At 72.5% G+C, this 18,490-nt stretch carries 15 protein-coding genes; 3 read left to right on the top strand and 12 right to left on the bottom strand.

Annotation, left to right across the window (positions count from 1 at the left end; translation table 11 throughout):
- Window positions 1–33: 33 nt before the first annotated feature.
- The 7 genes from mraY to mraZ all read right to left on the bottom strand — a co-directional run bounded on the left by mraY (window position 34) and on the right by mraZ (window position 9,221).
- On the bottom strand, window positions 34–1,089 hold the full coding sequence (gene mraY / locus Psi01_RS36720; protein WP_204068768.1) for a phospho-N-acetylmuramoyl-pentapeptide-transferase: 1,056 nt from the start codon (window positions 1,087–1,089) through the stop codon (window positions 34–36).
- Entirely contained in the window at window positions 1,086–2,489 is a 1,404-nt protein-coding gene (locus tag Psi01_RS36715; protein ID WP_204068767.1) for a UDP-N-acetylmuramoyl-tripeptide--D-alanyl-D-alanine ligase, read from the bottom strand. The genes mraY and Psi01_RS36715 overlap by 4 nt, the downstream gene beginning before the upstream one ends.
- Window positions 2,490–2,501: 12 nt before the next feature.
- Window positions 2,502–4,046 (bottom strand): UDP-N-acetylmuramoyl-L-alanyl-D-glutamate--2,6-diaminopimelate ligase, encoded by a 1,545-nt coding sequence (locus Psi01_RS36710; RefSeq protein ID WP_204068766.1) that lies wholly within the window; start codon window positions 4,044–4,046, stop codon window positions 2,502–2,504.
- 40 nt (window positions 4,047–4,086) lie between these two features.
- Entirely contained in the window at window positions 4,087–5,763 is a 1,677-nt protein-coding gene (locus Psi01_RS36705) for a peptidoglycan D,D-transpeptidase FtsI family protein (protein WP_239128298.1), read from the bottom strand.
- Between the two features lie 1,106 nt (window positions 5,764–6,869).
- Window positions 6,870–7,409, bottom strand: a complete 540-nt coding sequence (locus Psi01_RS36700) for a hypothetical protein (RefSeq protein WP_204068765.1) — start codon at window positions 7,407–7,409, stop codon at window positions 6,870–6,872.
- On the bottom strand, window positions 7,387–8,445 hold the full coding sequence (gene rsmH / locus Psi01_RS36695; protein WP_275424642.1) for a 16S rRNA (cytosine(1402)-N(4))-methyltransferase RsmH: 1,059 nt from the start codon (window positions 8,443–8,445) through the stop codon (window positions 7,387–7,389). Before rsmH ends, Psi01_RS36700 begins: the two co-directional genes overlap by 23 nt.
- 344 nt (window positions 8,446–8,789) lie before the next feature.
- Entirely contained in the window at window positions 8,790–9,221 is a 432-nt protein-coding gene (gene mraZ, locus Psi01_RS36690) for a division/cell wall cluster transcriptional repressor MraZ (protein ID WP_203876759.1), read from the bottom strand.
- A gap of 530 nt (window positions 9,222–9,751) precedes the next feature.
- Here mraZ and Psi01_RS36685 point away from each other — a divergent pair.
- From Psi01_RS36685 to Psi01_RS36675, 3 genes are all read left to right on the top strand, one after another.
- Window positions 9,752–10,729: an AAA family ATPase gene (locus Psi01_RS36685; protein WP_204068764.1), complete on the top strand. Its 978-nt coding sequence runs from the start codon at window positions 9,752–9,754 to the stop codon at window positions 10,727–10,729.
- 61 nt (window positions 10,730–10,790) lie between these two features.
- Window positions 10,791–12,044: a DUF58 domain-containing protein gene (locus tag Psi01_RS36680; protein WP_204068763.1), complete on the top strand. Its 1,254-nt coding sequence runs from the start codon at window positions 10,791–10,793 to the stop codon at window positions 12,042–12,044.
- Window positions 12,041–14,479 carry a transglutaminase TgpA family protein gene (locus Psi01_RS36675; protein ID WP_204068762.1) on the top strand — a complete coding sequence of 813 codons (2,439 nt, stop codon included), beginning with the start codon at window positions 12,041–12,043 and terminating at the stop codon, window positions 14,477–14,479. The genes Psi01_RS36680 and Psi01_RS36675 overlap by 4 nt, the downstream gene beginning before the upstream one ends.
- A gap of 237 nt (window positions 14,480–14,716) precedes the next feature.
- On the opposite strand, the gene Psi01_RS36670 is transcribed toward Psi01_RS36675, so the two are convergent.
- From Psi01_RS36670 to efp, 5 genes are all read right to left on the bottom strand, one after another.
- Window positions 14,717–15,118 carry an SCO2097 family morphological protein gene (locus Psi01_RS36670; protein ID WP_203876755.1) on the bottom strand — a complete coding sequence of 134 codons (402 nt, stop codon included), beginning with the start codon at window positions 15,116–15,118 and terminating at the stop codon, window positions 14,717–14,719.
- 147 nt (window positions 15,119–15,265) lie between these two features.
- Window positions 15,266–16,504 (bottom strand): DNA polymerase IV, encoded by a 1,239-nt coding sequence (gene dinB, locus Psi01_RS36665; RefSeq protein ID WP_204068761.1) that lies wholly within the window; start codon window positions 16,502–16,504, stop codon window positions 15,266–15,268.
- 37 nt (window positions 16,505–16,541) lie between these two features.
- On the bottom strand, window positions 16,542–17,300 hold the full coding sequence (locus Psi01_RS36660; RefSeq protein ID WP_204068760.1) for a class I SAM-dependent methyltransferase: 759 nt from the start codon (window positions 17,298–17,300) through the stop codon (window positions 16,542–16,544).
- Window positions 17,301–17,512: 212 nt separating this feature from the next.
- Window positions 17,513–17,923, bottom strand: a complete 411-nt coding sequence (gene nusB / locus Psi01_RS36655; protein WP_203876752.1) for a transcription antitermination factor NusB — start codon at window positions 17,921–17,923, stop codon at window positions 17,513–17,515.
- Window positions 17,923–18,483, bottom strand: a complete 561-nt coding sequence (efp, locus tag Psi01_RS36650) for an elongation factor P (protein ID WP_204068759.1) — start codon at window positions 18,481–18,483, stop codon at window positions 17,923–17,925. The genes nusB and efp overlap by 1 nt, the downstream gene beginning before the upstream one ends.
- Window positions 18,484–18,490 lie beyond the last annotated feature (7 nt).

The following is an 18,490-nucleotide window of genomic DNA, read 5'->3' as shown; positions in this document are numbered from 1 at the left end:
GGGCCGCTGTGGGCCGCTGTGGGCCGCTGTGGGCTACTTGGGCACCCACTCCACGTAGAACAGGCCGAGCCCGGCGGCGGCGCAGAGACCGGCGATGATCCAGAACCGGACCACGATGGTCGTCTCCGCCCAGCCCGCCAGCTCGAAGTGGTGCTGGAGCGGGGCCATGCGGAACACCCGTTTGCCGGTCATCTTGAAGAAACCGACCTGGATGATCACCGAGGTGGTGATGACCACGCACATGCCGGCCAGGATGATCAGCAGCAGCTGGGTGCGGGTGGTGATGGCCAGACCGGCGATGACGCCGCCCAGGGCCAGCGAGCCGGTGTCGCCCATGAAGATCTTGGCGGGCGGGGCGTTCCACCACAGGAAGCCGATGAGCGCGCCGAGCACGGCCGCGGCGACCACCGCCAGGTCCAGCGGGTCGCGCACCCAGTAGCAGTTCGGCCCGAGCTGGGCGGTGCAGCTGTTACGGAGCTGCCAGTTGCCGATCAGGATGTAGGAGGCCAGCACGGCGCCGGTGGCGCCGCTGGCCAGGCCGTCGAGGCCGTCGGTGAGGTTCACCGCGTTGGAGAAGCCCACGATCATGATGAGCACCCAGATCGTGAACCCGACGATGCCGATCGAGGGCCCGAAGTCCCGCAGGAACGACAGCCGGGTCTCGGCCGGGGTAATGTCGTAGGCGTCGGGGAACTCGGTCACCAGGAACGCGAAGACCGCGCCCACGACGAGCTGGCCCAGGGCCTTGGCGCCGCTGCGCAGGCCGAGGCTGCGCTGCTTGTAGATCTTGATGAAGTCGTCGAGGAAGCCGACCGCGCCCAGGCCCGTCATCAGGAACAGCACCAGCACCGCGGAGATCGTGGGCGGGGTCCAGGACATCAGGTGCGCGCACGCGAACCCGATCAGCGCGGCGATCACGATCACCGTGCCGCCCATGGTCGGCGTGCCCCGCTTGTCGTGGTGGCCGGAGGGGCCCTCCTCCCGGATGCTCTGGCCGTAGCCGCGCCGGGAGAACAGGCGGATCGCCAGCGGCGTGCCGAAGATGGACAGCAGCAGGGCGACCGCCGAGGCGATGAGGATGTCCCTCACCGGCCGTCACCTCCGAGCAGCGCCTCGGCCACGCGTTCCAGCCCCGCGGCGCGGGGTCCCTTGATCAGGACCGCGTCGCCGGAGGCGAGCGCCTTGTGCAGCTCGGCGGCGGCCGCCGCCACGTCGGGGACGTGGGTCACCACGGGCCGTTCCTCCTCCGGCAGCCGGGCCGCGGCGGCGCGGGCGCCGGTCAGGATCGGCCCGGCGTTCCCGCCGACGACGATCAGGCCCGTCAGGCCCGCCTCGCCGGCCAGCCGGCCCACCCCCTCGTTCAGGGTGTCGCTCTCCTCGCCCAGCTCGCGCAGGGAGGCGACGACGGCGAAGCGGCGGCGGGAGCCCGCCAGGGCGTCCAGGGCGCCGAAGGCGGCGCGCATGGAGTCGGGGTTGGCGTTGTAGGCGTCGTTGATCACGGTGACGCCGTCGGCGCGGTCAGTGACCTCCATGCGCCAGCGGCTGCGGGGCTCGGCCTGCGACAGTTCCTCGGCGATGGTGGCCACCGGCAGGCCCAGCTCGTAGGCGGCGGCCGCGGCGGCCAGGGCGTTCTCGACGGCGTGCCCGCCGTACAGGCGCAGCGTGACGGGGGCCGCCCCGGAGGGGGTCCGCAGCGTGAAGGAGGCGCGGCCCCGCTCGTCGAGGGTCACGTTCTCGGCCCGCACGGCGGCGGACTCGGCCCGGCCGTACCAGGTGACCCGGGCGGCGGTGCGCTCGGCCATCGCGGCCACCAGCGGGTCGTCGGCGTTCAGCACGGCCACGCCGTCGGCCGGCAGCGCCTCGACCAGCTCTCCCTTGGCCTTGGCGATCGCCTCCTTGCCGCCGAAGACCCCCAGGTGGGCGGTTCCGACGTTGAGGACCACGCCGATCTTCGGCGGGGCGATGCGGGCCAGCTCGGCGATGTGCCCGATGTTCCTGGCGCTGAGCTCCAGCACCTGGTAGCGGGTGGTCTCATCGGCCTTCAGCACCGTGAGCGGGTGGCCGATCTCGTTGTTGAACGAGCCGACCGGGGCGATCGTCGGGCCGATCCTGGCGGTGAGCCGGGCCAGCAGGTCCTTGGTGCTGGTCTTGCCGGCCGAACCGGTGACGCCGATGACCGTGGACTGCGGCAGCTCGGCGCAGACGGCCGTCGCCAGGGCCGCCAGCGCGGCCTGCGTGTCACCGACGATCACCGCGGGGGCCTCCACCGGCTTCTCGGCCAGTACGGCCACGGCCCCGGCCTCCACCGCCTGGGCGGCGAAGTCGTGCCCGTCGGCCCGCTCGCCCTTGAACGCGACGAACAGCGACCCCGGTACGACGGCCCGGGAGTCGATGACGACCGGGCCTCTCACCACCGCGCGGGGGTCGGCCATGCCCGTCAGGGCGCCGGAGGTTATCTCGGCGATCCTGGCCAGTGGCAACGGGATCATGATGCGGCTTCCCTACTCTCCATATGTGCTTCGGCGCCCGGTCCGGCTGCGCCGTCTGACGATCGCGTCGGCCACCACCTGCCGGTCGTCGAACGGGAGAACCTCGCCGGCGACGTACTGACCCTGCTCGTGGCCCTTGCCCGCCACGACGACGACGTCGCCGAAACCCGCCCGGCCGACGGCCAGATCGATGGCCGCGGCCCGGTCCGGCTCAATGATCACATGTGCGCGCTCCTCCTCGGGCACGCCGAGGACTCCGTCCATCATCTCGGCCAGAATCCGCAGCGGGTCCTCGGAGCGGGGGTTGTCGCTGGTGAGGATAGCCACATCCGCCAGGCGCGCGGCGGCCTCCCCCATCATCGGGCGCTTTCCCCTGTCGCGGTCGCCGCCGCAGCCCAGCACCACGGTCAACCGGCCCGCGGTGACCTGGCGCAGCGAGCGCAGCACCGACTCCACCGCCCCCGGTTTGTGGGAGTAGTCGACGATGACCTGGAAGTCCTCGCCGCCCGGGACGCGCTCCATCCGGCCGGGCACCCCGCTCAGGGTGCCCACCCCGGCCACCGCGGTGTGCAGCGGCACCCCGGCCTCGACCAGGGAGACGATCGCGCCCATCGCGTTGGCCACGTTGAACGGGCCGGGCAGGGCGACCGAGGCGTCCTCCTGGACGCCTCCGGGGCCGGCCACCCGGAAGGCGCTGCCGTCGCTGCCCAGGCGCACGTCCACGGCCCGCCAGTCGGCCTCGGGGGCGCCCTGGGCGGAGAAGGAGGTCATCGGGATCTTGGCCAGGCCGAGGAGCTCCCGCCCGTGGGCGTCGTCGACGTTGACGACGCCGACCCTGCTCATCTCGGGGGTGAACAGCCGGGCCTTGGTGGCGAAGTAGTCGTCGAGGTCCTTGTGGAAGTCCAGGTGGTCCTGGGAGAGGTTGGTGAACAGCGCCACGTCGTAGAAGACCGAGTCGACCCGGCCCAGGGCCAGGGCGTGGCTGGAGACCTCCATGGCGGCGGCGGTGACGCCCTGCTCGCGCATCAGGGCGAACAGGCCCTGCAGGTCGCTGGCCTCGGGCGTGGTCAGCTTGGGCGCGAAGCGCAGCTCCCCGGCGTGGATCTCCACCCCGCCGATCAGCCCGGCCCGGTGCCCCGCGGCCCGCAGCCCGGCCTCCAGCAGGAAGGTCGTGGTGGACTTGCCGCTGGTGCCGGTCACCCCGATCACCATCACGTCCTTGACGGGCTCGCCGTACACCCAGGCGGAGACCTGGCCGAGCAGGGCCCGCGGGTCCTCCACGACGAGCACGGGCAGCCCGGTCGCGACCGCGGCCTCGCGGCCCGCCGGGTCGGTCAGGATCGCCGCGGCGCCGGCGGCCAGGGCCTGGGCGGCGAAGTCGGCGCCGTGGGCCGTGGCGCCGGGCAGGGCCACGTAGAGATCGCCGCGCCGCACCTGGCGCGAGTCGATGGTGACTCCGGAGACCGCGGCCAGCGGCGCCCGGGACGTGCCGGAGGGCGCGCCGAGCAGGCTCGCTAGCCCGGACAGCGGCCGGGGCGGGCTGGTTGAGGGTCGCATGGACGACGGGGGACGCACGGCGAGAGCGTATCGTTCCCGCTCACTCCCCGGCGCGTATCCGCACCGTCGGCGGGGTGGTTCCGGTCGGCGGGATCTTCTTGCTCTTCAACGCGAACGTCATCACTTTCTTGAACACGGGGGCGGCGATCTCCCCACCGTAGTAGCCCTTGTGGGGGTCCTGGATCACCGCCAGGACCACCAGGCGGGGCTTGTCCGCCGGGGCGAAGCCGACGAAGGTGGCGGTGTAGCCGCAGTAGCCCTGGCAGGCGGCGTCGTAACGCATCGCGGTGCCGGTCTTGCCGGCCACCCGGTAGCCGTCGATCGCGGCCATCGTACCGGTGCCGTCGACGCCGACGGCGGCCTCCAGCATCCCGGTGACCTGCCTGGCCGTGCGCTCGCTGACCACCCGGGTCCGCTTGCCCGGCGCCGCCGGCACGAGCGCGTCGTTCTCGTCGGTGGTGCCGGCCACGATCGAGGGCGTCACCCGCACCCCGCCGTTGGCGATGGTCTGGTAGACGCTGGCCGTCTGGAGCGCGGTGACCGAGACGCCCTGGCCGTAGGCGACCGTGCAGCGCTGGCTGCCCGACCACTTCTCCCACGACGGCAGCAGCCCGGCCTCCTCGCCGTAGAACCCGGCGCCGGGCCTGGCGCCGAACCCGAAGCGCTGCATCATCTCGTGGAGCTTCTGGTCGCCCACCTTCTGCGCGGCCAGGATCGTGCCCACGTTGCTGGAGGTGGCGACCACGCCGGAGAAGGTCAGCCGCTCGACGGGGTGCGGGTGGGAGTCACGCAGCGTCCGGTCGGCGCACCTGATCTCGTCGTCCACCGTGAACACGGTGTCGGGGCGGACGGCTCCCGACTCCAGCGCGGCGGCGGCGGTGATCACCTTGTTGGTGCTGCCGGGCTCGAAGACGTCGGACACCGCCCGGTTGACCCAGTCGGCGGAGGAGGTCTTCTCCCAGTTCTTCAGGTCCAGCTCGGGGGCGTTGGCCACGGCCAGCACCTGGCCGGTCTGCACGTCCATCACGATGGCGCTGCCGGTGCGGGCGCCGGTGGCGGCGACCTGCTCGGAGATCGCCTTCTGCGCGGCCCACTGGATGTCCCGGTCGATGGTGAGCCGCACGTCGCGGCCCTCCACCGGGGTCCGGATGGTGGTGTGGGTCATGGGGATCCGCTGGCCCTTGGCCCCGGTCTCGATGACCTGCTCGCCGTCCTGCCCGGCCAGGAGCTTGTCGTGCACGAGCTCCAGGCCGGTCAGCCCGTCGCCGTCGTCACCGACGAAGCCGAGCAGGGTGCCGGCGAGGTCGCCGCCGGGGTAGTCCCTGCGGTACTCATGCTTGCTGCCGACGCCCTTGAACTCGTGGCCCAGCACCTTCTCGGCCACGGCCGGGGTGACGCTCGCCACGGGCACGTAGCGCTTCTTCGGGTCGGCGAGCTTGGCCGCGATCTCCTCCTTCGGCCGGCCCAGGTCGGCGGCCAGCGCCGTCGCCACCCGGTCCCGCTGCGCGGCCGGGATGACCGAGGGGTCGACGAACAGCTCGCGCGCCTCGACCGTCAGCGCGAGCTCGTGGCCGTTGACGTCGGTGATCGAGCCGCGCCTGGCGGTGATCTTCTCGCCCCGGATGCGCTGCTCGGCCGCCTCCGCGGCGTACACCTTGGAGTCGAGGCCCTGGAGCTGCACCAGGCGCCCGGCGAAGATCGACAGCACGAAGGTCATGACGATCAGGCCGATGTTGATCCGCCTGTTCGGGTTGCCCAGGCGCAGTACGGCCGGCGGACGCGCCGGCGGCCGCGGCGGCCTGCCCCCCGGCGGGCGGCGCCCGGGAACGCGCGGCGCCCCGATCCGCAGCCCCTCCGGGCGTCCGGGATCGGTGTGCTCGCCGGCGCCCGGCCGCTGGGGCCGCGAGACGCGCCCGGACCGGGCCTCGGGCCCGTCAGAACGCGGCCTGCCGGACGGCTCCGGACGCGACGGCCTGCCCGGCCGTCCGGCCCTGCCCGGCGCCTCGGAGCGCGATGACCTGCCGGCGGCGTCGGAACGCGCCGCCCCGCCCGGACCCTCAGGGCGCCCGGACTTGCCGGACGGTTCGGGACGCGACGGCCGACCGGAGGCCTCCGGACGCGGGGACCTCCCGGACGGCTCGGAGCGCGACGGACGGCCGGAGCCGTCCGGACGCGACGGTCTTCCGGACGCCTCCGGACGCGACGGCCCGCCCGGGCCGTCGGAACGCGACCTGCCGGAACCATCGGGACGCCCCGGCCTGCCGGAACCGTCCGGACGTGACCTGCCGGGGCCCTCAGGACGCCCCGATCCTCCCGAGCCGTCGGAACGCGACCTGCCGGAACCATCGGAACGCCCCGCCCTGCCGGACGGCTCGGAGCGCGACGGACGGCCGGAGCCGTCCGGACGCGACGGTCTTCCGGACGGCTCCGGACGTGACGGCCCGCCCGGGCCGTCGGAACGCGACCTGCCGGAACCGTCGGGGCGCCCCGGCCTGCCGGACGGCTCGGAGCGCGACGGACGGCCGGGGCCGTCGGAGCGTGACGACCCTCCCGGGCCCTCGGAACGTCCGGGCCTGCCGGACGAGTCGGAACGTCCCGGCCTGCCCGGGGTGCCCCTGCCGTCGGCGGGACCGGGGCGCTTCGGCCGGGCGGAGCCGCCCTGGCCGCCGGAGCCGGAGGAGGCGGGTCTGGCGGGCCTGCCGGGGGGACCCTCGGGCCGCCCCTGCCCCTCGCCGCCGGGCCGGCCCTGACCTTCGGGACGGCCGGGGCCGCGGCGGCCGGATCCTCCGCGGCCCGGACCCGGGCCGCGGCCGCCGCTGTCCTTCATCGGCCCGTGCCCACCGGCTCCTGCCCCGCGGGCGTCCGGCCGGTGCCGGTGGAGTCGTCGGGGGTGATCACTTCAGCGCTCTCCCAGTCGGGCCGCTGCCCCTGGCCCGCGGCCTTCTCGGAGAGCGGGCCGGGCATCTCCAGCTGGAGGTTGCCGTTCTTCAGCACCTCCAGGTTCAGGCTGTGCTTCTTGATCTCGGCGCGCAGCTGGCTCTCCTGGAAGGAGCCCTGGGCCAGGACCGTGTTCAGCAGCAGCAGCGTGACCAGCCCGCCGCACAGCAGGCCGACCAGGAGCAGGATGAAGGGAGCCCGCGGCGCGCGTGCGCGCCGGGGCGCGCCGCTCCCGACCGGAGCCGGGGCCGCGACCGGGACCTGAGCCTCGACGGGACCCTGGGACGCGGGCCGGGTCGCGGGCGCGGTCTGGACCGGCCCGGGCCTGCGGCTCCGCGGATTCGCGCGGGGAACGCGAACGGGTCTCCCGCCACGGCCGGGCGCGGCGCGGCGGACGTCTGGCTCACTCCTCGTCAACTGCCTCACGGATCCTTTCTGCCGCCCTGCATCGGGCGGAGGCCGCCCGCGGGTTGCGGGCCACCTCCTCTTCGCTCGGGAGCTCGGCTCCCCTCGTCAAGAGCGCGAACCGCGGCTGGTGCTCCGGCAGCGGGACGGGCAGGCCCACCGGGCCGGTGTCCCTGGTCCGCGCGGTGAGGACCTGCTTGGTGAGCCGGTCCTCCAGGGAGTGGTAGGCGAGCACGACGACGCGCCCGCCGAGCGTCAGGGCGTCGAGTGCCGCGGGCAGCGCGCGCTCCAGGGCCGTCAACTCCGCGTTCACCTCGATCCTCAACGCCTGAAAAGTTCTCTTCGCGGGGTTTCCCCCGGTCCGTCGGGTAGCGGCAGGGATCGCCGTACGGACGATTTCCGCAAGCCGCTTGGTCGACGTTATGGCTTCCCTGCCCCTTTCCTTTGCGATTAGGTTCGCGACACGCGGGGCGAATCTTTCCTCGCCGTAGTCGCGCAGGATCCGGATCAGCTCGGGGACCGGATAGGTGTTGACGACCGTCTCGGCCGTCAGCTCCTGGTCCCGGTCCATCCGCATGTCCAGTGGGGCGTCGTAGGAGTAGGCGAAGCCGCGCTCGGCCTCGTCGAGCTGGGGCGAGGAGACGCCCAGGTCGAACAGGGCTCCGTCGATGCGGGGACGGCCCAGCCGGGCCAGGACCTCGCGGAGTTCGTCCGAGACGGCGCGCACCAGCGTGGTCCGGTCGGCGTACGGCGCCAGCCGGGCCGTGGAGCGCTCGATCGCGGTCGGGTCGCGGTCGATCCCGATGAGACGCAGCGAGGGGTGCGCGGCCAGCAGCGCCTCGGCGTGCCCGCCGAGACCGAGGTTGGCGTCGACGACGACGGGCTCGGGCCGGTCCAGCGCGGGAGCCAGCAGTTCCAGGACCCGCTCCAGCATCACGGGCACGTGCCCGCCCGCGGACCGGTCGGTCCCGTCAGCGGAGGCCCCGCCGGCGGGAACCCCGCCGGGCCCGTCCCCCGCGCCCGGAGCCTGGACGGACCTGTCGTTCTCGGCGCGCATGAAGCGCTACCCCCTCTTCCACCGCCTCACTCGCGAATATGCGGCGGATCCTCATCGGTGCGGTGCAGCCTTTTCCTGATCACGGGTGACCCCGATCGCGGGTGACGGAGCGACATCACGGGTGACAAAGCGACGCGGCGCCGTCAAGGCGCCGCGCGGCAGTGCACGGGGGCTGTCGGAAAAGGCTCTTACCGGCCCCCACTCCGGGCCGCCCGGCCAGGTCCCCATCCGCACCCGCGTATCCGCTCGCCACCTGACACCGGGGAAGGTGCATCAGCTGGCATGCGACTGGTTGCGGGTGGAGACCTCGCCGAACGACGTTCACCGATAAGTCGGCCGTGAAATCACAGAATCCCTGGCAGCACCTCCTCCGAAAGATCGGAGAAAGCCTGCTCCTGGTCGGCCAGATAGGTGTCCCAGGCCTGCGCGTCCCAGATCTCCAACCGGGTGTTGGCTCCGATGACCACGCAGTCACGTCGCAGGCTGGCGTATTCGCGCAGTGCCTGCGGGATGGTGATACGTCCTTGCTTGTCGGCGACCTCGTCAGACGCGCTGGCGAAGAAGACACGGCTGTAGTCCCGGACCGCCTTGGCGGTCACCGGCGCGGTGCGCAGAGCCTCGGTGATGCGCCTGAACTCCTCTACGGGAAAGACGTAGAGGCAGCGCTCCTGGCCTTTGGTGATCACCAGACCCTCCGCCAGCTCCTCACGGTACTTCGCCGGCAGGAACAGCCGTCCCTTGTCGTCGAGGCGCGGATGATGGGTGCCGAGGAACACCGGACCCACCTCCCGTGCCTAGCGGAGTGCTCAGTGCCGCACTGCTCCTCCACAGCCCCTGCCCTCCACTGCGCACCACCATACTCCACTTCTCTCCACCGTCAACTGATTCCACCCGTGTCCGCGCCCGAATTGGCCGATATTCCCCCAGGTCAGGAGGGGTGGAGCTGAGTGGGGTGGGTATAGGGACCCCCCACCTGCGACGGGCGTGTCGGGACGGCCGGGAAAGCCGGACGATCGCACGCCCGCCGGGACGGTGGTGGACAGTGGTGGAGGGAGGTGGGGCGGACAGTGGCGGAGGGGACCGGAGACCGGCCCGCACTGCGGGGCCGTACGCCTCCCGACAGGCCCATTAGGGGTGTCCGACCGGCCGTCGGGCGTTCACCCGAAAACGGATCCGATGACCGCATAAAGTCGCTCTGGAACCTGCAGAGTCGTAGTGTCGGTACTCACAATAGAAAAAGGGCCCCAAAGGCCCCGTTGTACTACGTACCCCCGGCGCGAAACCGCCGCACCCTCATGGAGGCCTGGTGGCAGTAACCCATGACGTCCCACCTCACCTCGACGATCTGGTCGCCACCGCGCACCGGATACGCGAGGCGATCGAGTCGGTCATCGAGGGCAAGAGCGACGTCGTGCGCCTGACCCTGACCGTTCTGCTCGCGGAGGGTCACCTGCTCATCGAGGATGTGCCCGGCGTGGGCAAGACCATGCTCGCCAAGGCGCTGGCACGATCCATCGACTGTCCGGTGCGCCGCGTGCAGTTCACCCCCGACCTGCTGCCGAGCGACATCACCGGCGTGAGCGCCTACAACCAGCAGACCCGGGAGTTCGAGTTCAAGCCGGGCCCGGTGTTCGCCAACATCGTGGTCGGCGACGAGATCAACCGCGCCTCGCCCAAGACGCAGTCGGCCCTGCTGGAGTGCATGGAGGAGCACCAGGTCACCGTCGACGGCACGACCTACCGGCTCGACTCGCCGTTCATGGTGATCGCCACCCAGAACCCGATCGAGATGGAGGGCACCTATCCCCTGCCCGAGGCGCAGCGCGACCGCTTCACCGCGCGGATCGCGATGGGGTACCCCGAGCCCGCCGCCGAGCTGGAGATGCTCGACGTGCACGGCGCCACCTCCCCGATCGACAAGCTGGAGCCGGTCGCCACGACCACCGAGGTCAAGGCGCTGATCGAGGCGGTGCGCGCGGTCTACGTCTCCCAGCCGATCAAGAAGTACGCGATCGACCTGGTGACGGCCACCCGGCACTCCCCGGACCTGCGCCTGGGCGCCTCGCCCCGCTCGACCCTGCAGCTCGTCCGCGCCGCCCGGGCCAACGCCGCGCTCGCCGGGCGCGACTACGTCATCCCCGACGACCTGCAGGCCCTGTGCGTGCCGGTCCTCGCCCACCGCCTGCTGCCCAGCGTCGAGGCGCAGGGCCAGCGCCGCCTGCCGGAGCAGGTGATCGCCGACCTGGTCCGCCGGGTGCCCGTCCCCGAGGCGCAGGCCAGATGAGCGGCCGATCCGGCGCTCCGCGGGCACGGGTCCGCACCACGCCGGACGGGGCGGTGCGGCGATGACGGGGCTGAAGGCGCTCACCGCCCGCGGCAGGTCCTTCCTCGCCTCGGGCACCGCGGCGCTGCTGTGCGCCTTCTTCCTGGGCGAGCACGACCTGCTCAGGGTCGGCGTGCTGATCGTCTCCCTGCCGCTGCTGGCCGCCATGGTGGTGGCCCGCACCCGCTACCGGCTCAGCTGCGCGCGGCGGCTGGACCCGCCCCGGGCCGAGGTGGGCAACGAGGCCACCGTGACCCTGCGCCTGGAGAACGTCACCCGTCTCCCGACCGGCCTGCTCATGATCGAGGACACCGTCCCGTACGCGCTCGGCGCCCGTCCCAGGTTCGTCCTGGACCGGGTGGAGCCGCGGGGCGTGCGGGAGATCGACTACCGGGTCCGCTCCGACCTGCGGGGCCGCTTCACCATCGGCCCCCTGTCGATCCGGATCAGCGACCCCTTCGGCCTGGTCGAGCTGACCCGGTCGTTCACCGTCAGCGACACCCTAGTGGTGACGCCCCAGGTGGTGGCGCTGCCCCACGTGCGCCTGTCGGGCGAGTGGACGGGCGGGGGCGACAGCCGTACCAGGAGCGTGGCGGCCGCGGGCGACGACGACGTCGCGCCGCGCGAGTACCGCCAGGGCGACGACCTGCGGCGGGTGCACTGGCGCTCGACCGCCAGGTACGGCGAGCTGATGGTCCGGCGCGAGGAGCAGCAGTGGCAGAGCCGGGGCGCTCTGCTGCTGGACACGCGCAGGTACGCGCACCGGGGCGAGGGACCGCGCTCCTCATTCGAGGTGGCGGTCTCGGCCGCGGCCTCCATCGGGGTGCACCTGGCCCACGAGGGTCTCGGGCTGCGGCTGGTCACCGACCAGGGCGCCGAGCACCTGACCGACAGCGGGCTGAGCTGGTCGCTGCTGGACACCCTCGCGGTGGTGCGGACCAGTTCGTCGCGCTCGCTGGAGTACGGCATCAGCGCGCTGCGGCAGGGCGGCGGCGACGGCCTGATCGTGGCCGTGCTCGGCGGCGTGACCGTCGAGGAGGCGCAGGCCCTGGCCAGGCTCAGGCACGGCAACGTGACCGGCGTGGCCGTCATGCTGGACGTGGCGGGCTGGGAGCGGCCCGACCTCGCCGACAACCAGGAGTACCGGGCGGCGCAGGCGGTGCTCGCCGGCGCGGGCTGGCGGATCGTACGGCTGCCCGCGGGCGCCTCGATCGCCGACACGTGGCCGGACGCCGCACAGCGAGGACGATTCGCACTCAGCGGGGGCGGCTCATGAGACTTCCCATCGCGGCGGGCGCGGCCACCGGAGCGGTCGCGCTCTCGCTCTATCCCCTGTTCCAGGAAGGCACCTGGTTCTGGGCGAGCCTCGGGATCATCCTCGTGGTCACCGGGGTCGGCATGCTGGCCAGCCGCTACACGGTGCCGAACGGGCTGGTCCCGGCGGCCCAGCTGGTGGCGGTCTGGATCTATCTGACCGCGGTGTTCGCCGGTGACGCCGCGTGGGCCAGGGTGGTGCCGACCAAGGAGTCGCTCATCGAGCTGGCCGGGCTGGCGGTCACCGGGTTCGCCGACATCCAGCGCTTCGCCGTCCCGGTCCCCGGCAACGCCGGGATCGTCCTGCTGACCTGCGCCGGCGTCGGCCTGATCGCCATACTGGTCGATCTGTTCGCGGTCCGGCTGCGGCGCAGCGCGCTGGCCGGGCTGCCGCTGCTGTCGCTGTTCGTGGTGCCCGCGTCGTTCATGGACGACCCGCTGAGCTGGCCGACGGTCGTCGTGGCCGCCCTGGGCTTCCTGGGCCTGCTGGCCGCCGACGGCCAGGAGCGGATCACGCACTGGGGCCGGGCCGTGCTGGTGCGCCGGGCCCCGTCCTTCGTCGCCCCCCGCCCGGCCGCGGAGAGCACGAACCTGCGCCTGTCGGGCAAGCGGGTCGGTTTCACCGCGATCATCCTGGCGATCCTGCTGCCCTCGCTGGTGCCCACCCTGGAGCCCGACCCGCTGTTCGGGTTCGGCGTGGGCAGCGGCAACGGCAGGGGCGGCGGCAACTCGATCAGCATCCCCAACCCCATGGTCAACCTGCGGGGAGAGCTCTCGCTGCCGGCCAACTCCACCGTCCTGACCTACGACACCAGTGACGGGGCGCCCCGCTACCTGCGGCTGTACTCGCTGGACATCTTCGACGGCGAGCAGTGGACGATGTCGCCCACCCAGGGCCGTCCGGAGGACCGGACCTTCGAGGGCCCGATGCCCCCGGCGCCCGGTCAGAGCCCGTCCATGCCCGCGGCCTCGGTGACCACCAACGTCTCGGTCAGCGACGAGGTGGAGAACATGAAGTTCTTGCCTCTGCCGTACCCGGCCAGCCAGGTCCAGATCGAGGGCGACTGGCGGCCCGACCGGGACACGCTCATGGTGTTCTCCACCCGGGACGACGCCCGCGGGCTGACCTACCGGGTCGTCAGCACCGAGCCCAAGCCCACCGCGGACCTGCTCAAGACCGTCGGGAACGCCCCGCAGCCGATCGGCGAGCGGTACCTGCGGCTGCCCGAGGACCTGCCGCCGGAGATCCGGCAGCTGGCCGAGGACCAGACCGACGCGAACGCCACCCCCTACGAGAAGGCGATCCAGCTCCAGGAGTTCTTCACCACCACGGGCGGGTTCACCTACAACCTGGCCACGCAGGGCCACGGCGGCCCCGCGCTGACGGACTTCCTGATCCGCAGCCGGGCCGGGTACTGCGAGCAGTTCGCCGCCTCGATGGCGGTGCTGGCCCGGGTCCTGGGCATCCCCTCGCGGGTCGCCGTCGGCTACACCGGCGGCGTCAACTACGCCGGGCAGTGGAACGTGGGCACCCGCGACTCCCACGCCTGGCCGGAGCTGTACTTCGAGGGCGCGGGCTGGCTGCGATTCGAGCCCACCCCGAACGGTCCCACCGGGCAGGGCAGCGCGACGCGCCCGCTCTACAGCCAGCCGGAGGTCACCACCGGCGGGGACGACGAGCCGACGGCGAGCCCCAGCTCGGCGCCGACCGGCTCCGACACCCCCGGCCAGTCGGCGGACACCCCGCGCAACCCGATGCTCGACCGCGAGCTCGGCGGCGCGGTCCTCCCGGTCGAGGAGGAGATGCCGCTGGCCGTGAAGATCGGCATCGGGGTCGTGGTCCTGCTGCTGATCGCCCTCATCCCCGGGATGATCCGCTGGCAGCTGCGGCTGCGCCGCCGCCGGGCCTACTCCAGGGACGCGGTGCAGGTGGAGACGGCGCAGGCGGAGGCGGCCCCGGGGTCGGCTCCCATCGTCGCGGTCAGGAGCAACCTCGGGCAGGCCACGGTGACGGCGGCCTGGGCGGAGCTCGACGACGCCCTGTGCGACTACGGCATGACGCGCCGGCCCAGTGAGAGCCCGCGGGCGCTGGCCCGGCGGCTGAGCGAGCAGTACGAGTTCGACTCCGAGGCCGCCGCCTCCATGGCGAAGATCGCCGAGGCGGTGGAGCGGATGCTCTTCGCCAGGACCCCGGCCCCGACGGGATCGTTCCGCGAGGACGTCCGGCGGGTACGGCGGGCGCTGGCGGCCACCGTGTCCCGGGGCAGGAGGATCCGGGCGGTGCTGCTGCCGCCGTCCACGCTGCTGCGGATGCGGGCGATGGGCGGCCGGGTGCTGGACGGCTTCGACCGCCTGGAGAACATCCGGCTGGGCCGCGCGGCACGCAGGAGCGCCTGACGGCGGGACCCGCGGGAAAGGCTGACAGGTCAGGGCCCGCCGTGCCGTCACCGGCACGGCGGGCCCTGGCGCGTCATCCCCCTCGCAGGGACCCGCCCGGTCCGCGGGGTGCCGGGGCGCGCGCGGCTGCCGGGCGGGTGAGGACCTGGGAAGTCGGCGAAGTGAACGCCTGGCTCATCATGTGAGCCGTCCCCCTGACGGGGGGCGGCTCACACGCGGTCGCGGATGCCGGAGAGGTCAGCGCTCGTCGTGACGACGGCGCCAGCGCTCTTCCATCCGCTCCATGAAGCCCTGGCGGGGACCGCCGCGGCGCTTCATCCTTCCTTCCGGCTGGCCGGGGGATGCGGTCGCGGTGTTCTCACCGAAACCGTTCATCCGCTTCCAGCTGGACAGACCCCACAGACACGCGGCGAGCATGACCACGAAACCGCCGACGCCGAGCGGGATGAGTTGAATCACGACGCCGACCATCAACAGGACGACGCCAAGGATGAAGCCGAGGGAGGCCTTCACCAGGCGGCGCTTGTAGTGGCTGCGCGGATCACTGATCCTTACGGTATTGGCCCACTTCGGGTCCTCGGCGTAGAGGGCCTGCTCGATCTGGTCGAGCAGGCGCTGCTCGTGCTCAGAGAGCGGCACGGCGCCTCCCAAGGACGGCCCCAGGACGGGGAAGACGGTGACGGACGACACGGGGTGTCCGAACCTCGCGGTCGGTTATCCCCAGAATACGAGGCTGTAGACGTAGACGAAAGAAAACGTCCAACGTAGTCCAAACCGGAGGTGACGTCATAGATCCATTCCATCAAACGGAGGGCGGACGAGGGAGGCCGGAAGTACCGCGTCACGACCGAATCTGCGGGCCGCTCTGTCCATCGCCCTTTCGGCCTCCCGCCAGCCCTTCTCGGGCTCTCCGAGGCTGAGCTGCCGGGCCGCCCCGTCGGCGGCGAGCAGGTTCTCCACCCGCACGCCGACCAGCCGGAGAGGCGTGTTCTCCAGGCCTGAGGCGGTGTACAGGTCGCAGGCGGTCGCGTAGATCTCCTGGGCGACGTCGGTCGATTCCCGCAGGGTCCGGGACCGTGACAGGGTCGTGAAGTCGGCCCGGCGGAGCTTGACGCTGACCGTGCGGCCGACGTGACCGCCCTCCCTCAGCCGGGCCGCGACGCGCTCGGACAGCCTCAGCAGCTCCCTGCGGATCTCCACCGGGTCGCCGATATCTGTGGCGAATGTCTCCTCGGCGCCGATGCTCTTGTCGGGCGTGTGCGGGGTGACGGGACGTTCGTCGCGGCCCCAGGCGAGCGCCGCCAGGTGGGTGCCGGCCGCGCGGCCGAGCGCCGCCGAGAGGGTCTCCACGGGGGTCCTGGCGAGGTCGCCGACCGTCTTGATGCCCAGGCGCACCAGAGTCTGCTCCGTGCGCTCCCCGACGCCCCACAGGGCCGCCACGGGCAGCGGGTGGAGGAAGTCGACCACCTGGTCGGCCGGGACGACGAACAGGCCGTCGGGCTTGCAGTGCCGCGAGGCCAGCTTGGCCACGAACTTGGTGCTCGCCACCCCGACCGAGCAGGTGATCCCGTGCTCGGCGACGACGCGCTCGCGGATCATGGCGGCGATCGCGGCCGGGGGGCCGAGCCTCCTGCGGGCCCCGGAGACGTCGAGGAACGCCTCGTCGGAGGCGATCGGCTCCACCTCGGGGGTGATGCTCCGGAAGATCTCCATGACGCTCCGGGAGACCCGGGAGTACTTCCCGTGGCTGGGCGGGATGATCACCGCCCGCGGGCAGAGGCGTCGGGCGCGGGTCATGGGCATCGCCGAGTGCACCCCGAACCTCCTGGCCTCGTAGGTGGCGCTGAGGACCACGCCCCGTCCGCCCGGCCAGCCGACGATGACCGGCAGGCCCCGCAGGTCGGGGCGCTCGCGCAGTTCGACGCTGGCGAAGAAGGCGTCCATGTCGACATGGAGGATCGGGCAACCGGTGTCATCGTCGCCCAGGCGGGCGTCCGGACGCGGCACCTGCTGTTTGCTCGACACGACGTCATCCTATGTGAACGCCTGTTCGATCCAAGCCTCACCGGTGGCCGAGGACGTGCAGCTGGGTGGCGATGTCCCGCAGGACCGGATGGGCGGCCGCCGCCTGCTCCAGGGCGACCAGCGCGGCCGCGGCGCCGGGCTCGCCGTCCAGCAGCCTGCTCGGCACCAGGTCGGCGAAGATCCGCACGCCGTGCACCTCTCCCGGACGGAACCCGGCCCCGGAGAGGAGCGCGAGCAGCGACTCGCGCGTGAAGCGCCGAGGCGTGGGGTCGCGGTCGCCCCAGCGGCCCTCGGGGTCGTCCAGGACCCGGAGAGCCTCCTCGAAACGCCCGGAGACCGAGCGGTGCAGCGCGGCGGCAAGGGGGTTGGCGGCCAGCACGCTGACCACGCCGCCCTCGCGCACCAGGCCCGCCATGGCGGCCAGGGCGCTGGCGGGGTCCTCGACGTACTCCAGCACGCTGTGGCACAGGACCAGGTCGGCGGTGTCGGGCGGCAGGAGCTCGCCCAGGTCCGCGGCGTCACCCTGCAGCGCCCGCACGCCCACCCCCGCCTCGGCCGCGCGGCGTTCCAGCGCGGCCAGCGAGTCGGGGCTGGGGTCGACGACGGTGACGGCGTGCCCGAGCTCGGCCAGGGGCACGGCGAACCCTCCGGTGCCGCCCCCCGCATCGACGATGTCAAGCCGGTCACGGCCGGTGGCGGCCACCCGGGCGGCCAGCGTCTCCCTCAGGACGTCCCAGACGACGGCGGTGCGGACGGCCGGGGTGCCCGAGTGCCGCGAGAGGCCTACGGCGTGCAACTTCGGTTCGCCTCCTCTTTAGGTGACCAGCCCAGCTTACGCCGCGCCGCCGTGCGAACCGTCCAGACGATCCGTACTCGCCGTTGGGCGAGTCTTTCCCGCCGGGCGATCCTCACTTGGGAGGAGGCGCAGTGAGAGCGCCGCAGAGGGTCGCAGTGGGCCGCAGTGGGCCGCAGAGGGAGCGCCGCAGGGGGCCCGCACCCCCCGCGGGCCTACAGCGCCAGAGAGGGCTTGAGCTGCTTGAAGCGGGCCATCAGGCCGTTGACGAACTGCGGCGACTCGTCCGTCGACAGCTCGGCGGCCAGGCCGACCCACTCGCTGATGACGACGCCCTCGGGGACGTCCGGCATCCACAGCAGCTCGTAGGTGCCGCCCCGCAGCAGGTTGCGGTCGACCGCGGGCATGCGGTCGAGCGTCCAGCCCTCGGCGTAGGTGGTGATCAGCTCGTCGATGCGCGCGCGGTGCCGGCACACTCCCTCGACGAGGGCGGCGGTGTACTCGTTGACGGGCGGTTCTTTCCGCTCCAGGCGCTCGGCGAGGACCTTGAGGGGGTCCTCGCCGCGGGCCTCTGCCTCGAACAGGATGTCCAGCGCGCGCCTGCGCGCCTTACCCCGTGCCGACATCAGGCGCGGCCGAGGTAATCGCCGGTGCGGGTGTCGACCTTGACCTTCTCGCCGGTCGTGATGAACAGCGGGACCTTGATCTCCGCGCCGGTCTCCAGCTTGGCCGGCTTGGTGCCGCCGGTGGAGCGGTCGCCCTGCAGGCCGGGCTCGGTCTCGGCGATGGTCAGCTCGACGGCCGCGGGCAGGTCGACGTAGAGCACGTTGCCCTCGTTGATCGCCACGGTGGCGAGCATGTTCTCCAGGAGGTAGTTGGCGGCGTCGCCGACCGCGGCCCGGGAGACGTGGAGCATGTCGTAGGTCTCGGTGTCCATGAAGACGAACTCGTCGCCGTCCATGTAGGAGAACTGCATCTCGCGCTTGTCGACGTTGGCCACCTCGACCTTGACGCCGGCGTTGAAGGTCTTGTCGACGACCTTGCCCGACAGCACGTTCTTCAGCTTGGTGCGCACGAACGCGCCGCCCTTGCCGGGCTTGACGTGCTGGAACTCCACCACCGTCCAGAGCTCACCGCCCTCGAGCTTGAGCACGAGGCCGTTTTTGAGGTCGTTCGTCGTCGCCACTGGTTTC

It is taken from the genome of Paraplanobispora siamensis (assembly GCF_016863175.1).
In the GTDB taxonomy this organism is placed as follows: domain Bacteria; phylum Actinomycetota; class Actinomycetes; order Streptosporangiales; family Streptosporangiaceae; genus Planobispora; species Planobispora siamensis.
The sequence above is the reverse complement of the archived record's forward strand: the minus strand, read 5'-3'. Positions and strand labels throughout refer to the sequence as shown.

Bases quoted from the DNA above. Each gene is read 5' to 3' on its own strand.
- Psi01_RS36705 (WP_239128298.1), bottom strand. From the start codon at position 5,763: ATGACCTTCGTGCTGTCGATCTTCGCCGGGCGCCTGGTGCAGCTCCAG.
- Psi01_RS36715 (WP_204068767.1), bottom strand. From the start codon at position 2,489: ATGATCCCGTTGCCACTGGCCAGGATCGCCGAGATAACCTCCGGCGCC.
- Psi01_RS36680 (WP_204068763.1), top strand. From the start codon at position 10,791: ATGACGGGGCTGAAGGCGCTCACCGCCCGCGGCAGGTCCTTCCTCGCC.
- Psi01_RS36675 (WP_204068762.1), top strand. From the start codon at position 12,041: ATGAGACTTCCCATCGCGGCGGGCGCGGCCACCGGAGCGGTCGCGCTC.
- nusB (WP_203876752.1), bottom strand. From the start codon at position 17,923: ATGTCGGCACGGGGTAAGGCGCGCAGGCGCGCGCTGGACATCCTGTTC.
- rsmH (WP_275424642.1), bottom strand. From the start codon at position 8,445: ATGCGCGCCGAGAACGACAGGTCCGTCCAGGCTCCGGGCGCGGGGGAC.
- Psi01_RS36710 (WP_204068766.1), bottom strand. From the start codon at position 4,046: ATGCGACCCTCAACCAGCCCGCCCCGGCCGCTGTCCGGGCTAGCGAGC.